This window comes from Sphingomonas lenta (assembly GCF_002288825.1).
GTDB lineage: Bacteria > Pseudomonadota > Alphaproteobacteria > Sphingomonadales > Sphingomonadaceae > Sphingomonas > Sphingomonas lenta.
In genome coordinates this window covers 814,492-829,586 of record NZ_NSLI01000002.1, presented here as the reverse complement: position 1 = coordinate 829,586, position 15,095 = coordinate 814,492, and the positions used below count along the sequence as shown (strand labels likewise).

Below are 15,095 nucleotides of genomic sequence, written 5' to 3'. Positions count from 1 at the left end.
AGCGCCTCCGGCGCTGGACCCCGGAGAGGACCTCGCCGCCGTTGTAACGCCTGGTCGTATGCTCAGTCATATGCCTCACTCTTAGCTAAGAGCGAGACCCTGTCAGGTCATTTAGGGGGCCACCTCACGACCCAGCGCGCGGATCGCCGAGTTTATTACCGGCTATCATCTTTACGCCGCATATGGCCCAAGTTCCATCAACAAGGTCGATTGGTTTCTGCCGGGAACGGCCAACCTCCGGATCACGCTCAACGCGGGACCGATCGCAGTTCGGATTCGGCGTGAGTTCTCGCCAGTGCCGCCGGTTGCGCTTTTTGGCCCGACCAGCACTGCGATGCGCGCGGTGACCAATGGCGGCATCATGGTCGGCATCGGTTTGAGCGCGCTCGGGTGGGCACGTCTCTTTAAACAGCCGGCATCCGCCTACCACGACATGATCGTGCCGCTTGAGCGGCTTACCGGCCCAGCCGTGCCGCGTCTGTTATCTGGCGTGCTTGCGGCTGCGCCGGACGAACATGCGGTCAAGCCGATCCTTGATGCCGTGTTGGCACCTCTGCTAACCACCCCCAATCCCGACGAAGCCGTAATTCGGGATTTGAGCGTACTCCTGATCGATCCGGAGGTGAGTCAGGTTCGCACCGTCGCTGGACGCCTCGAATTGTCGCCGCGCAGCCTGTCCCGAATTACGTCGCAGTACTTTGGCATGCCCGCGAAGCCACTCCTCCGCCGCGCACGCTTTCTCCGGTCTATGACCAGGTTGATGCGGCAACCGGCCGGTCAGTACATTCGTGACATCGATCCTAGCTACTATGACGCGTCGCATTTCCTGCGGGACGCGGACTACTTCCTTGGCATGACGCCCCGGCGGTTCATGGCTATGCCGACCCCGTTCCTTGACGCCAGCATTCTCGCACGCGCGGCCGTGCTGGGCGCACCGACTCAGGTGCTTCACGACCCGGCATCCACACCGGCGAACGCTTCACGATAAGTGCCATCGCCGCTGGCCAGCCGCGACCGTCCCGCGCGTAGCCGTCGATCATGCCGCCCTGTTCCGGCGCGCTCCTGGCTTCTTGTCTCCGCTGGCTGATCCTCGAATTTTAACAGGCTGACGAGGATGGCGATCGTTTTACACCTAGCACCGGATATCTGGTCAGATCCTTCACCTATCTCCCGCACAAAACTCGACTGGCGTTTTGCCCGTACGCACCCATATTAGCGATATCACCGGCAACGAACCCGTAGGCGTCGGCGACTGAGAGACCCTGTGTGCTCCCGCTTACATGAAGGGAGGCGATCATGGATCTCAACTATCTTCTTCACCGACACCAGATCTCGCTCATGCGGGCCGGCATGGCCACGTGCGGCGAAGCGGAGTTCGCGCACCGCGGTCTGGCGGACGGCTATGCCGCGCGGATCGCCAAGTTTCGCGCGAAGCTGGGCGCTAGTGACGCCATGGTGCTCGCCGCATGACGGCCGAGCGGATCGAGGCTCCCGCTGGAGCGGAGGCGACATTGCTTGCGAAGCCGAAGCGGAGGGTGTTCCGCCGGAGCTATCAGGCCGAGCGGCCGTCGGCTGCGGTCATGGCGCGCCAGGGGCGCTTGGCGCGGAGCGCCTGGGCCGCGCTCGGCGACCGCGACGCGGTGATGGCATTCCTGAACACGCATGACGAGGCGATGGGGGGACGCCCGATCGACCTCGCGCTGGTTAGTGACGAGGGACTGGACCGGGTCGAGCTGGCTATGGCCGCGATGCACCGCCCGGCGATCTAGGAACCGCTAGGCGGCTTCAACCGAGGCCGAGTGCGTGACGAGTTCGGCCGCGATCCGCCGGTACAGCTCGCAAATCGCGAGCACGTCGGCCGCGGTCAAGTCGATCCGGTCGCCTATGGCGAGCGTCGCCCGCCGGCGCGTGCTCCCGGCTCGCCACATCAGGGTCAGCACGTCCGACTGTCGGTGATCCGGTCGCCGGACCAGGCCGCCGCAGTGGAACAGGCAGTCGCGCACGCGGCCGATCGACCTCAGCGCCTCATGGTGCAGGCGGGGCGAGCCAAGGGCCGACTGGAGGGCGCTCAGCTTGTTCGGCGTACGCCGCCGGCCGCCCCATGTTCGCAAGCCGGCATGCTCGGCCGCTACGTCGATCAACAGATTGAGGAAGCGGTCGAGCTCGCGGAGTGCGTTGGCGGTGACCCGGTCGCGCAGCCATGACCGCTGCGCGCAATCGACGCGCACCGGTTCATCCCAGATCGCGCCGATACGGGTCTGCACATGGACGGCGCCGCGGAGCAGCGTTCCGTGCGCGGCGAGCAGCTTGACCGGAAGATCGCCTGATCCGACGCCGCTCGACGCGCGGTGAACTCGTCCGCTCCCTTCGCGGAACGCTAGAGGGCGCGGCAGGCTACGAGTGCCGACCCGGATTCCGCTTCGCCTCCGCGATCGCGTCCTTGATGTTGGTGTAGCGGTAGCCGCCATAGTGGAAGATGTCGGCGGGGACGCGCACGATGCCGTGCTGCTTCAGGGCCGCTTCCATGTCGTCGTGCGCGACGTGGGACGGCTCGGCCGGGGTCGAGGAGGTCATGGTGCTCACCTTGTCCGATGCAAGCGGGAGCACGAGGGCGTCTCCCCGTCACATGGCGCTTGCGGGCGGGACCAGATGATGGGCGACCATAGCATGATTATGGGCCGGCACCTAACGAACTCGCCCGGATCAGGGCACGACCGTGGTGAACAGGTAGACGGCCAGGATCATCAGGTGGACCGCGCCCTGCAGGATCGTGGTGCGGCCGGTGCCGAGCGACAGCGTCGCGACGATCAGCGTCAGGAAAAGGAGCACGGTGCTCTTGGCGTCCAGCCCGAGCGCGATGGGCAGGCCCATGAACAGCGACAGCCCTGCCACGGCCGGGATGGTCAGGCCGATGGTGGCCAGCGCCGAACCCAGCCCCAGGTTCAGGCTGGTTTGCAACCTGTTGGCGAACGCCGCCCTGGTCGCGGCCACGCTCTCGGGCAGCAGAACGAGTGCGGCGATGATGACGCCGACCAGCGCCCGCGGCGCGCCGATGGCCGACACCCCGGCCTCGATCGCCGGCGCGAGCGTCTTCGCCAGCAGGACCACCGCCACGAGGCACAGGAGGAGCGCCATTCCCGACAGGATCGCACGCCGGCGCGGCGGCGGGGCGGCATGGGCGTCCTCGTCGGCCGCGGTCGGCTGATCTGGAAGGAAATAGTCGCGGTGTCGCACCGTCTGCACCAGGACGAAGGTCGCGTAGAGAAGGAACGACACCGTCGCCACGAAGCCGAGCTGGGACGGCGCATACACCGGGCCCGGCTCGCTCAACGTGAAGTTCGGAAGCACAAGCGTGAGCACCGTCAGCGCGCTCAGCGTCGCGAGCGACGCGCTCACGCCGCTCTGCTGGAAGACCTGCTCGCCATGCCGGACGCCGCCGATGAGCAGGCAGATGCCGACCACGCCGTTCACGATGAGCATCACGGCGGCGAACACTGTATCCCGCGCCAGCGTCGCCGCATCCTCGCCGGCGGCGGACATGATGGTCACGATCAGGCCCAGCTCGATCACCGTGACCGCGAGCGCCAGCAGGAAGGTGCCGAACGGCTCGCCGACCTTGTGGGCGACCACCTCCGCGTGATGCACGGCCGCCAGGACCGCCATTACCAGCACGAGGGTGAGCAGCGGGACGGGGACACGGCCGATCGCGCTGAGCGCCATGACGAACCAGGCGCCCACGGGCGCTGCCCATGGCCATAGCTTCGCAATCCTGGCGATTGAGGTCCGATGCGGGTTTACGCCTCCTGCTACTCCACTATCGTTAGTCATGCCGCCTGGCCTTGCTTGCGTTAGAAGCCCGCCTTCTCGGCCATCGCCTTGTCGTGCGCCAGTTCCTCCCGCCTACGTTGCCGGAGGTAGGAGCGGGCACGAGAGTGGTGGCGTGCATAGAGCGCAATCAGCAGGGCGGCCACCACCATGCATGCCAAGAGTACATACGCGATGGTCTCGCGATCCATAGGAGATCCGTTCGTCTGAGAGGTCCAGCTTCGCCGCGATGAATGTGGAGAAGCGTTTTCGATGTACCCTCCTTTCGCATCGGGAACGAGCGAGAGGGGGTCTTGAGAGCACAAGCGTGCGAGCGCGGCTGCGTTCGACTGTTACTCCCGGCTAGCGCATAAGCCCAGCCGAGCGCAGCGCCCGCTCGATCGTCTGCTGGATGGTCCCGGGAGCCGCTGCGGGCAGAGGACCCCTGTCGCTCACAGGGCCGCCGCGGGGGTGCTCCGGCGCAACTGGAGATTGAAGGTCGGATTTGGTTTTCTGGACCAACAGATCGGCCGCCACGTCCCGCGTCACCAACCCCCATGATCGCGCGATGTGAGCGGTGCTCGAGATGCCGATGTCGAGCATATAGGGACCGGCCACGCCCAGGCGGTCGGAACCAGTCGGGTCGAGCGGCACGCCATGCCCCATGCCGATGATCCGCCACTCCTCGACCAGATGATCCCCGTCCGGAGTCAGCCAGATGCGGTGCTCCGAGCCCGGCCCCCGCGTCACCACGGGGGCCGCCTCCTCGATCCCGTGCAGGTGCCGCCACTGCCGGCCGAGGCGATCCATATTGGTCACATCGACTATGGTATCGGCGGTGCCATGCCACAGCGACAGGGTGGGCCAAGGTCCTTCGTGTCCACTCGCCGCACGTCTGACGGCGGCCGCCAACGAAGGGCCATCACTGCTCCTCCGCTCGCGCATCTGCCGAAGCGCTTCGGGTATGTCGGACGCGCAGCCATACGGGAGACCGCCGATGATGGCTCCGCCCGCGAACAGCTCAGGGTAGGCGGCGAGCATGACGGCCGTCATCGCCCCGCCGGCGGACAGGCCGGTGATGAACACGCGGCCGCGGTCCAGATCATGCTCGTCCAGCATGGCCTTGACCATGCTCGCGATCGACTCCGCCTCGCCGCCCTTACGGCCGATGTCACCGGGCACGAACCAGTTGAAGCAGAGGTTCGGATTATTGGCCCTGACCTGCTCGGGGAAGAGCAGCGCGAAGCCGTGCCGGTCGGCAAGCGTGGACCAGCCGGAGCCGTGGTCGTAGCCGGCGGCGGTCTGGGTGCAGCCGTGGAGGACAACGACCAACGGCGCGCCGGGCCGGAGGTCGGCCGGAACGTGAACGCGAGCGCGGAGTGCGCCCGGGTTGGAACCGAAGGAGGGCAGGTCCGCTAGTCGATCAATGACGCCGGGTGAGCCCGGATCTCCGGCTCGCGCCGCAGCGAGCCGGGATATGTTCTGCGAAAGCGACCTCATCCTGCCTAGCTCCCTACGGCTGCCAGGGATGGGGCCGACTTAGGACAGAACGTTCCGTGCAGCCGATCGTTGCTGCAGTGCACAGAAGCTGTTGCGATCGAAACTAACAAAGCCTCCTCCCTGAGCTGTGCGCAATCCATCACAGAAATATGAATAGCGCAGGTTTTGTGATCCTTGTGATTGTTGGAGATGTTCATGCGTCCTACCCGGCCGGTTATGCAGAGGTATGCGGTACTTATCGATGATGGAGAGTTAGTCGCATCAACTTACAGTGTAGAGTTCCCGGACATGGAGCGAGCCATTACGTCAACCGTGCGGGCAGCCCTGGCGATCGTGTCGGATCAATAAGTGACTCTTGGATGCAAAAGCTTGAGATGCGAGGTGCAGGATCGAGGGACGCGCGAGTTGCATCGGCTGTTGGTGACGGTCGCGGTTTCGAGTGATCAGTGACGCTGCAGCGGACCGGACTACTGGTGGCGCGTCGCCCTAAGTTCTGCAATCATCACGTCAGACGTTTGCAACGCTTAGTATGAACAGACGTTTGCTAATGGAAGGTGCCCGAGAAAGGTTGAATGCCCAATTGTGGGTCTCAGGCGCATTGTCGACTCGTTACCTGATCTTTAGCGATGACTGGACAGCAGAGCTGGCCGAGTGGCTCGCCGTCTATCATCGCCGGGGAGTGCTGCGTAAATCGTACACGGGAACAAATCCTACCCAAGCGCTGTGTTAATCCGGCGCCCGGTGCGGGTCTCCGGGCCAAATGGCGCGCCTCAGCGGTGGTCTTCGCCTCATCTTGAGGCATTTCCCTTGAGCGGCTTACACTAGATTTCAGGGTAGCCGACGAAGTGACCCGCTCCTACTACAGAGAGACCGAAGCAATGCGACTACCGCCGCTGGTTGGTACGGTTTAGCGACAAAGTGGCCGTGATCGGGAATCTGATCAGGGTCCGGGTCAACCCTGCCAGATGTGATCACGAGGTGCACCGCGGGCCAGTTCTCATGGACACGGCGCGCAAGCTGAAGCCCGTCAAGCGGACCAGGCATGTTGATGTCGGTGAAGAGCACTGAGATGTCCGGGTGTGCGGACATCATCTCCAGTGCTTCTTCGGCATCGGCTGCTTCCAATGCCAGAAAGCCTGCGTCTTCAACGATCGCGACAGCATCGAGACGTATGATAGGCTCGTCGTCGACGACGAGAACCGTGGGCGGTGTTTGGGCGGTGTCATTCACCCGGTCCGAACAGGCAGGAGTTTCCGCTTGTTCCGTTAGACCTCCGAGCCGATTGTGGATGGCTCCTGCACATTGGCTAGGTTGGCGCTGACACTCCACCGCACACCGGCGGGCAGATACTCGATCCGGCCGCGGCCAAGGTCACGGGTTAGGCTGGTCTCGATCAGTCGCGTGCCGAAGCCCTTGCGAGTAGGGGCACTCACAGGCGGACCGCCAGCCTCCTGCCAGACAAACTCGAGGATAGCGGGTGTGCGGCTCTGGTCCACTCGCCAGCTGATCTCGATATGGCCAGCCTCGTTCGACAGCGCACCGTACTTAGCAGCGTTTGTCGCGAGCTCGTGCAGCGCCATGGAGATCGCCAGTGCCGCGCGGGCATTCAGCCGAACTCCGGGACCGGACACACGAATGCGGCCGCTATCCTCACCATAGTCGCCCACCGCGCCCTTCACGAGTGCATCTATGGGAGCAGCGGTCCAGCTTGCCTGCGTCAGCAGATCGTGCGCGCGGCCGAGTGTGACCAGCCGCGCGGAAATCGCATCGCGTGCGCCGGCCGGTGTGGTCGCGGTGCGTAGCGTCTGCGACACGATGGCCTGGACTACAGATAATGTATTCTTGATCCGATGCTCTAGCTCGCCCGTGAGTAGGCGTCGGTGCTCCTCACCTTCCTCATGCCGAGCAAGCAAGCGGCGAAGGTCCAGCTGTGCCACGACCTGACGTGCCAGCGCCGTCAGGGCTACGCGCTGTCCTTCGGACAACGTGCGAGGGCGATGATCGAGAACGCAGATCGTACCGATTGCAAACCCCTCAGAGGTGACCAGCGGTGCACCTGCGTAGAAGCGAATGAACGGCTCGCCGGTCACGAGCGGGTTGTCGACGAAACGCAGGTCCGACGCTGCGTCTTCGACGATGAACAGGTCAGGTTCTCGGATCGCGTGCCCGCAGAACGAGATGTCGCGGGGCGTCTCCGACATCGTCAAACCAACCGCCGCTTTGAACCACTGCCGCTGCTCGTCCACGAGCGACACGAGTGCGATCGGAGCATCGCAGAGCTGGGCCGCGACTAGCACGGCGTCGTTGAAACTCGGCTCGGCCGCAGTGTCCAAGATCTGGTATTCTGTGAGTGCCGATAGGCGGCCCGCCTCGCACCAGTCATCTCTCCCCGGCAGCATGCCGACTTCCGGCTCATTCAGCCCGGCAAACCCGTCCACTTCTGCCGTGATCCCGCCCATGGCGCGCTGTGTAACACAGCCAACATAACTAGGCGATCCGACAACATCCTGGGTCGGACAACGCCAGCAACGTACAAGCGAGAGCAAGCGGCCGATCTGCGAGCACTCCACCATCGGAGCTTAACGGACGGCAGATCCGGAAGCGGCGCTACAATCAGCTGAGTGGCGGAATGTGGGTCAACGCCTCACATCTGTGCTTCCGCCCGACATGAACGCGTCTAGGTCCGCTTGGCGGAACAGGCCGGCATCGCCTGGAAGTGAATGCTTCAGCGCCGCGAGCGCGAGCCCCGTCCGCGCCATCGCGTCCCGGTCTCCACCGCAGCGAAGCGCGTGGAGCACGCCCGCGGCGAAGGCGTCGCCGCCGCCAATCCGGTCGATGATGCCGGCCAGCGTCATCTCTGCGGTCTGAGCCGCGCCGTCGCGCTCGTCGACGCGCGCGGACAGCCGGTGGCGGTCGGCGTGCTCGACATGACGGGCGGTCGAGGCGATCAGCCGGAGCCGCGGGAATGCGTCGAAGGCGGCCTCGGCCGCGGCGCGTCGGCGTTCCTCGCCCTCGCCGCCGAAATCGTCGCTGCCGAGGAGCAGCGCCACGTCGCGGTGGTTCCCGAACAGGACGTCGGCGTGGCCGACCAGCTCCGACAGGATCGCGCGGGGGTTCCCGTCCCACCGCGCCCACAGCTTGCCGCGCCAGTTGCCGTCGAACGACAGCGGCACGCCGCGTGCGATCGCCGCCTTCGCCGCGGTGAAGGCGGCGCGGGCGGGGCCAGGACCTAGCGCTGGAGTGATGCCTGACAGGTGCAGCCGGTCGGCCCCGCTCAGGATCGCGTCCCAGTCCCAGTCGTCAGGATCGGCCTCAGCGAACGCGGAGCCCGCTCGGTCGTAGATGACCTCCGTCGCGCGCATACCCGCGCCCGAGGTCACGAAGTAGAGACCCATGCGTTCGCCGCCCGCCGCCACGCCGCGCACGTCCACACCGTTGCCTCGCAGAAAGGTGAGTGCAGCGCGGCCGAGATCATTGTCAGGAAGCCGGGTCGCGACGCCCACGTCGTGACCAAGGCGGGCGAGCTGAACCGCTACGTTCGCCTCCGCGCCCGCGACCCAGACGTCGAGCTGCGGCCGCTGGAGCAGGAGCTCGCGCCCTGGCGGGGACAGCCGGAGCATAACCTCACCGAACGCTACGAATCGTCCTCCCTCGACTGGGCTCGGGACAGGCATCAGCGCGCCAGCCAGCCGCCGTCGACCGCCAGGATATGGCCGTTGACGTAGTCGGACGCGGGCGACGCCAGGAACACGGCCGCACCGCCCAGATCGGACGGATCGCCCCAGCGCCCGGCGGGGATGCGGTCGAGGATGGCCTTGTTGCGCACCTCGTCGGCCTGAAGTGCTGCGGTGTTGTTGGTGGCGATATAGCCCGGCGCGATGGCGTTCACCTGCACGCCGCGCGCCGCCCATTCGTTCGCGAGCAGCTTGGTCAGCCCGCCCACGCCCGACTTGGACGCGGTGTAGCTCGGCACGCGGATGCCGCCCTGGAAGGTGAGCATGGAGGCGATGTTGATCACCTTGCCCGAACCCCGGGCCAGCATGTGGCGGCCCGCCGCCTGCGTCAGGAAGAAGACGGACTTGAGATTGGTGTCGACCACCGCGTCCCAGTCCTCCTCCGTAAAGTCGACCGCGTCCGCGCGCCGGATGATGCCGGCGTTGTTGACCAGCACGTCGAGCCGGCCGAGCTTCTCCAGCGTCTCGTCCACCACGCGGCCGACGGGCTCGATCGTGGACAGGTCGGCCGCCACGAACGCGGCCCGGCGGCCCAGTGCTCGCACCTGCGCCACCGTCTCGTCCGCGGGCGAGCGGCCCACGGCGGCCACGTCAGCTCCCGCCCCCGCCAGCGCCAGCGCGAGCGCTTGGCCGATGCCGGTGTTGGCGCCCGTGACGACCGCGACTTTGCCCGAGAGGTCGAACGGGTTCATGCGAGCTGGCAGATGTCGAGGACGTTCATGTCGGTATAGTCCTGGTTCTCGCCCGCCATGGCCCAGATAAACGCATAGGCCTTGGTGCCCGCGCCCATGTGGATCGACCAGGGCGGGCTGATAACCGCCTCCTCGTTCGCCATGACGATGTGCCGCATCGCCTCGCCCTCGCCCATGAAGTGCATGACGCGGTCCTTCTCGCCCGCGAGGTCGAAGTAGAAGTAGATCTCCGAGCGGCGCTCATGGACGTGCGGCGGCATGGTGTTCCACACGCTGCCGGGCTTGAGCACCGTCAGGCCCATGACGAGCTGCGCGGACTCGCACACGCCGGGGATGACAAGCTGGTAGATGGTGCGCTCGTTTGACTCTTCGAGGCTGCCCCGGTCGAGCGCGTTGGCGTCGGCGATGCCGAGCTTGCGCGTGCTGAACGCCTTATGTGCCGGACAGGACGCGAGGTAGAAGCGCGCGCCCTCGCCCTCGAACGTCACGTCGGCCGCGCCCATGGTGACGTAGAGGCAGTCCTTGTTTGCTAGCGTGAAGCGCTCGCCGTCGACGGTGACCGCGCCTTCCGCTTGGCCGACGTTCACCACCGCCATCTCGCGGCGCTCGAGGAAAGGGTGGCCGGCCGCCGACGCCGGCTCGGTCTGCGCGGGCAGCTTCACCGGCCCGCCCGCGACGGCGACGCCGCCGATCACGAAGCGGTCGGCGTGCGTGTAGTTGAGCACGCACTCGCCCGGCCGGAACAGGCCGGGGATGAGGTAGCGGTCGCGCAAGCTCTCGTTGGAGACGCACTCCATCATATCGGGATGCGTGGCGTAGTAGGTGCGGTCGAACATATCGGCTCCGGGTGAGAGTCAGGCCGCGGCGACTTGCGCCTGCATGATGCCGCGCGGCTCGGGAGATGAGGGCAGGGCGGTATAGGCGAGTGCGGCCGCGCCAATCGGCCCCGTGTCCGCCCCGAACGACGCCCATGTCACCAGATCGCTTACGCTGCGCCCGCCCGGCAGGTAGCCTCCGAGCCGCCGTTCGGCGGCCTCTACGACGGCCCGGCGCGGGAAGCTCGACGACAGGCCCACGCCGCCGCCAACGACGATGACATCCGGCGAGACCGCGAGCGTGATGATCGACAGCAGCTCCCCGATCTCGCGGGCAACGTCGTCCCACACGGGATCTGCCGGATCGAACGAGCCGGCGGCCCGCCCAGTTCGCATCGAGATCGCGGGGCCGGACGCCAGTCCTTCAACGCAATCGCCGTGAAACGGACAGACGCCGGGGAACGCGTCGTCGTTGCGCCGCACGCGCGCATGCCCGAGCTCCGACGCGATCCGGTGCAGCCCGTCATCGGATCGGCTCACGATGCCGACGCCCACGCCCGTGCCGATGGTGAGGTAGGCGCTCACCCTGGCGTTGCGTGCCGCGCCCCAGGTAGCTTCGGCGAGGGCCGCCGCGTTCACGTCCGTGTCGAGCGCGGTTGCTACGACGCCCAAGCGGGCGAATGGAGCGAGCACGTCGGTGCCGGCCCAGCCGAACTTGGGAGTGGCGCCGAGCGTGGCGTAATTGGCTGCGCCACGGTCAAGGCCGAGTGGACCGAAGCTACCAATACCCAACGCCACGGGCCGGGCGCCGCGCGCCTGCTGCGCCAGCAGCCAGTCGGCGAGTACCGGCAGCGTCTCGTCGGGACCGATGGTCGGGATCTCGAAGCGCTCCTCGATCACCGGTCCCCTGACGAGCACCGCGATGCTCTTCGTCCCACCGAGCTCGACGCCGGCGACGAGGGGCCATGAGCCGATGTCGCTAGCCACGAGGGCGGCGGGCCGGCTTGTCGGCGCCGCGCTGGCGCTCGATGAACCGCTCGAGCTTACCGCGGCCGTGCTCCAGGTGACGGCGTGCCGCCTGGCGGGCCGCATCCGCGTCCTTGCGCGCGATCGCGTCGACCAGCGCGCGGTGCTCGTCGTGCACGGCGGTAAGGTAGTCGCGGCGCTCCTCCGGGGACTCGTCCGTCACCAGGCCGCGGCGGGGAACGAGGCGCGTGCCGAGGAACTCGAGGAAGCGGACGAAATACTGGTTGCCCGACGCACGCGCGATCGTGAGATGGAGCGCCTCGTCGGCTTCCGTACCGTCGCCGCGATCGGCGATGTCCGCCGCGATCCGGCTCACCAAGCCCTGCATCTCGGCAACATCCGTCTCGCTTCGGCGCTCCGCGGCGAGGCCGGCCATCTCCGTCTCGACGGCGAGTCGCAGCTCCAGGAGCCGGCATACCTCGATCAGGTCGCCCAGCTCGCCGTGCGTGACCTGGAAGGCGGGGGGAGGGGGCTCGGTCACGAACACGCCGGAACCCTGGCGCGGCTCCACCATGCCCTCGGCCGCGAGGCGCGCGATGGCTTCACGAACCACGGTGCGGCTCACGCCCGAGTCCTCCACCAGCTCGCGCTCGGTCGGGATCTTGTCGCCCGGCGCGAGCACGCCGGCCTCGATCTGGCCCCGCAGCTGTTCCACCAGTTCGGAAGCGAGCGAGCGCCGGGCCGGCATCCTGATCTGCATTCTCTGCTCCATGGCGTCCTCTCTCCCCGATCGGTTAGCGGAAATTTTCAGGCTTGTCATCCGCTGAACAGGTCATATGATGACCTTACCAAATGCGCAAGGAGCCGAGTTCATCGGCCGGCAAGTAGGAGAGGATCTGATGGGCATCGACTCGGGGCGGATCGTCGGCGGCGTTGCACGACCGGCGCTGCTGACGGCTTGCGCACTGGGTGCGCTGATCGCGACGCCGGCGCTCGCGCAGAGCGGTGCGCCCGCGCCGTCCGGCTCCACCGACCCCGCGACCGCCCCGGCCCAGACGACGGCGGGCTCCGACATCGTCGTGACCGGCATCCGGGCCTCCATCGCCGAGTCGAGCCAGCTCAAGCGCGACGCCGACCAGGTCGTCGACATCGTCTCGGCCGAGGACATCGGCAAGCTGCCCGACGCCAACGTAGCCGAGTCGCTACAGCGCGTTCCCGGCGTCCAGATCGAGCGCAACTTCGGCGAGGGCGCGCAGATCGCGATCCGCGGCCTGAGCCAGGTGCGCGTCGAGCTGAACGGCCGCTCGAACCTCGGCATCTCGGTAGGGGCGACCGGCAGCGACGCATCCGGGCGCAGCACCGGTCTCGAGCAGCTGTCGAGCACGCTGTTCAGCCGGCTGGCCGTGTTCAAGTCGCCGACCGCCGACCAGATCGAGGGCGGGCTGGGGGGCTTCGTCAGCATGACGACGCCCGATCCGTTCGACTACAAGAAGCCCACCTTCGGCTACAACTTCGAGCTCACAGACTCGAACCTCGCCACCGAGCGCCGCGGCTACAACGCGGCCGTGTTCGCGACGGTGCGGCTGCTCGACGACCGGCTCGGCCTGACGGTCAACCTGTCCGCGTCCGAGCGCGACATCGGGTCGAGCCAGTTCACGCGCGGTGTGTGGCAGACGGGCGGCGCGGTGGGCGTGCGGCGCGACTTCGACGGGAACGGCATCAACGACTTCGTGCCGCAGGTGGTGCGGTCCGAGTTCTTCAACGTGGGACGCGAGCGCTACGGCGCCAGCGGCACCGTCAAGTTCGCCGCGACCGACACGCTGACCCTTTACGCCGACGCGCTCTACGCGAAGCTGACGACCGAGCGCGACACCGCCTACTTCTCGTTCCAGACAACGGAGACCGGCGGGAACGCGCCCGTCTACGTCTCGGGCACGAGTGTCGACAACTACATCGTGGCCGGCACCCTTAGAAATCAGCGCCTGCGCGTCGGCGGCATCGAACGCAGCGAGCCGACCACCTCGATCGTGGCAGGCGGCGGCGTCGAGTTCGACAACGGGCCGGTCAAGATCAAGGCGGACCTGGGCCGCTCGATCGGCAACTACGACTTCCGCCAGGACCTGCTCGAGGTGGGCTCGCGGCCGCTGGTGATCTCCTACGACTACCGCACCGGCGACGTGCCAAACATCACGCTCCCCGCCGACTTCGACCCGAACGCGCGCTCGTCCTACCCGACGCGCACCAACTTCGCCGCGGGGCAGCAGTTCGTCCGCACCAACGAGACCGCGTTCCGCCTGGACGGCACGTTCGAGACGCAAGGAGGCGTGCTCCGCTCGATCCAGACGGGCCTGCGCGTCGCGGACCTCAACTCCAAGCTCACCGACTTCCAGTCGCGGCTCGGCGGCGGCAACGTGAACATCGCGACGCTGCCCGACATCTATTTCGGCGTGGCGGAGACCGGCGGCTTCCCCGGCACGCAGGGCAACTTCCCGACCGAGTTCCTGCGCACCTTCCCCTATGCTGAGGGCAAGGACTTCGAGGAGTCGACGCTGCTGGCGTTCAACTACCCGTTACGCGACCGGCTCTCGCGCAACTACGACATCAACGAGCGGACCATGGCGGCCTATGCCCGGGCGAACTTCGAGGGCGACCTCGGATCGCTGCCGTTCAAAGGCAACATCGGCGTCCGCTACGTCGCGACCGACTTCAAGGTGGACAGCTTCACCGGCACGTCGACCACCGCGATCCCGCAGCGGAACAAGAACAACTACGACGATTGGCTGCCGGCGGCGAACCTGGCGTTTCTGCTGCGCGACGACCTGACCCTGCGGTTCGCCGCCTCCAAGGTGATCGCGCGGGCGCGGCTCCAGGATCTCGCGCCCAACCTGTTCGTCGACCAGGTGCTGCTGACCGCGACGGGCGGAAACGCCGCGCTGAACCCGACGCGCGCCGACCAGTACGACGTCAGCCTGGAATACTATCCCAGCAACGGCGGCCTGATCTCCCTGGCGGCGTTCCAGAAGGACATCCAGGACCAGGTCGCGCGCACGGTCCGGGTCGAGGTCATCCCCGGGTTCGAGCAGCTCGGGCCCATCCAGCGCACGCTGCCGATCAACCTCGGCACCGCCAAGATCCGCGGGCTGGAGTTCAACCTCCAGCAGACGTTCGACTTCCTGCCCGGCCTTCTCTCCGGTTTCGGAACGCAGGTGAACGCGACGCTGGTCGACTCCGACTCGTCCGACGGGCAGCCGGTGATCGGCCTGTCGAAGAAGAGCTTCAACGGCGTCCTGTTCTACGAACGGAGCGGCTTCCAGGCGCGGGTCGCGTACAACTGGCGCAGCCGCGCGGCGAACAGCTTCACGTCCAGCGGGGACGTGCTGCGCGCGAACTACATCGCGCCCTACGAGCAGGTGGACGCGTCGATCTCGTACCAGATCATCAAGCCGGTCACGGTCAGCCTGTCGGTTACGAACCTGTTCTTCAAGGACGCGGCCAAGATCAACTACAACGTCATCCGCGACGCGGTGAACGGCTACGAGATCAACGACCGTTACATACGACTTGGGCTGCGGGGGAGGTTCTGA

Annotated in this window: 16 protein-coding genes; 4 read left to right on the top strand and 12 right to left on the bottom strand. The window is 66.6% G+C overall.

Going from position 1 to position 15,095, the window contains the following annotated elements; genetic code table 11:
- Positions 1-334 precede the first annotated feature (334 nt).
- The 3 genes from CKY28_RS07205 (at position 335) to CKY28_RS07200 (ending at position 1,769) form a co-directional block, all read left to right on the top strand.
- Positions 335-988: an AraC family transcriptional regulator gene (locus CKY28_RS07205; RefSeq protein WP_095997600.1), complete on the top strand. Its 654-nt coding sequence runs from the start codon at positions 335-337 to the stop codon at positions 986-988.
- A gap of 308 nt (positions 989-1,296) precedes the next feature.
- Positions 1,297-1,470, top strand: a complete 174-nt coding sequence (locus tag CKY28_RS18620; protein WP_176472994.1) for a hypothetical protein — start codon at positions 1,297-1,299, stop codon at positions 1,468-1,470.
- On the top strand, positions 1,467-1,769 hold the full coding sequence (locus CKY28_RS07200) for an antitoxin Xre/MbcA/ParS toxin-binding domain-containing protein (protein WP_095997599.1): 303 nt from the start codon (positions 1,467-1,469) through the stop codon (positions 1,767-1,769). Before CKY28_RS18620 ends, CKY28_RS07200 begins: the two co-directional genes overlap by 4 nt.
- Before the next feature lie 6 nt (positions 1,770-1,775).
- On the opposite strand, the gene CKY28_RS07195 is transcribed toward CKY28_RS07200, so the two are convergent.
- The 12 genes from CKY28_RS07195 to CKY28_RS07145 all read right to left on the bottom strand — a co-directional run bounded on the left by CKY28_RS07195 (position 1,776) and on the right by CKY28_RS07145 (position 12,271).
- On the bottom strand, positions 1,776-2,264 hold the full coding sequence (locus CKY28_RS07195) for a hypothetical protein (RefSeq protein WP_095997598.1): 489 nt from the start codon (positions 2,262-2,264) through the stop codon (positions 1,776-1,778).
- Positions 2,265-2,394: 130 nt separating this feature from the next.
- Entirely contained in the window at positions 2,395-2,574 is a 180-nt protein-coding gene (locus tag CKY28_RS07190) for a hypothetical protein (RefSeq protein WP_095997597.1), read from the bottom strand.
- Between the two features lie 129 nt (positions 2,575-2,703).
- Positions 2,704-3,738 carry a calcium:cation antiporter gene (locus CKY28_RS07185; RefSeq protein ID WP_245841674.1) on the bottom strand — a complete coding sequence of 345 codons (1,035 nt, stop codon included), beginning with the start codon at positions 3,736-3,738 and terminating at the stop codon, positions 2,704-2,706.
- A 110-nt stretch (positions 3,739-3,848) separates the two neighbouring features.
- Positions 3,849-4,016, bottom strand: a complete 168-nt coding sequence (locus CKY28_RS18615; protein ID WP_176472993.1) for a hypothetical protein — start codon at positions 4,014-4,016, stop codon at positions 3,849-3,851.
- Positions 4,017-4,167: 151 nt separating this feature from the next.
- Positions 4,168-5,304: an extracellular catalytic domain type 1 short-chain-length polyhydroxyalkanoate depolymerase gene (locus CKY28_RS07180; RefSeq protein WP_095997595.1), complete on the bottom strand. Its 1,137-nt coding sequence runs from the start codon at positions 5,302-5,304 to the stop codon at positions 4,168-4,170.
- 828 nt (positions 5,305-6,132) lie between these two features.
- A complete protein-coding gene (locus CKY28_RS07175) occupies positions 6,133-6,534 on the bottom strand; it encodes a response regulator (protein WP_095997594.1) in 402 nt (133 codons plus the stop codon).
- 35 nt (positions 6,535-6,569) lie between these two features.
- Positions 6,570-7,763, bottom strand: coding sequence for a sensor histidine kinase (locus CKY28_RS18610; RefSeq protein WP_176472992.1), 1,194 nt, complete (start codon positions 7,761-7,763; stop codon positions 6,570-6,572).
- 177 nt (positions 7,764-7,940) lie between these two features.
- The gene (locus tag CKY28_RS07165; protein ID WP_095997593.1) at positions 7,941-8,978 is read right to left on the bottom strand and encodes a sugar kinase; all 1,038 of its coding nucleotides are present in this window, start codon (positions 8,976-8,978) and stop codon (positions 7,941-7,943) included.
- Positions 8,978-9,730, bottom strand: a complete 753-nt coding sequence (gene kduD, locus CKY28_RS07160; protein WP_095997592.1) for a 2-dehydro-3-deoxy-D-gluconate 5-dehydrogenase KduD — start codon at positions 9,728-9,730, stop codon at positions 8,978-8,980. Before kduD ends, CKY28_RS07165 begins: the two co-directional genes overlap by 1 nt.
- A complete protein-coding gene (gene kduI / locus CKY28_RS07155; protein ID WP_095997591.1) occupies positions 9,727-10,566 on the bottom strand; it encodes a 5-dehydro-4-deoxy-D-glucuronate isomerase in 840 nt (279 codons plus the stop codon). Before kduI ends, kduD begins: the two co-directional genes overlap by 4 nt.
- Positions 10,567-10,584: 18 nt before the next feature.
- Complete coding sequence (locus CKY28_RS07150) at positions 10,585-11,532, bottom strand: ROK family protein (protein WP_176472991.1); 948 nt, start codon at positions 11,530-11,532, stop codon at positions 10,585-10,587.
- Positions 11,525-12,271 (bottom strand): FadR/GntR family transcriptional regulator, encoded by a 747-nt coding sequence (locus tag CKY28_RS07145; protein ID WP_176472990.1) that lies wholly within the window; start codon positions 12,269-12,271, stop codon positions 11,525-11,527. Before CKY28_RS07145 ends, CKY28_RS07150 begins: the two co-directional genes overlap by 8 nt.
- 139 nt (positions 12,272-12,410) lie before the next feature.
- On the opposite strand from CKY28_RS07145, the gene CKY28_RS07140 reads away from it, so the two are divergent.
- Positions 12,411-15,095 (top strand): TonB-dependent receptor, encoded by a 2,685-nt coding sequence (locus CKY28_RS07140; RefSeq protein WP_176472989.1) that lies wholly within the window; start codon positions 12,411-12,413, stop codon positions 15,093-15,095.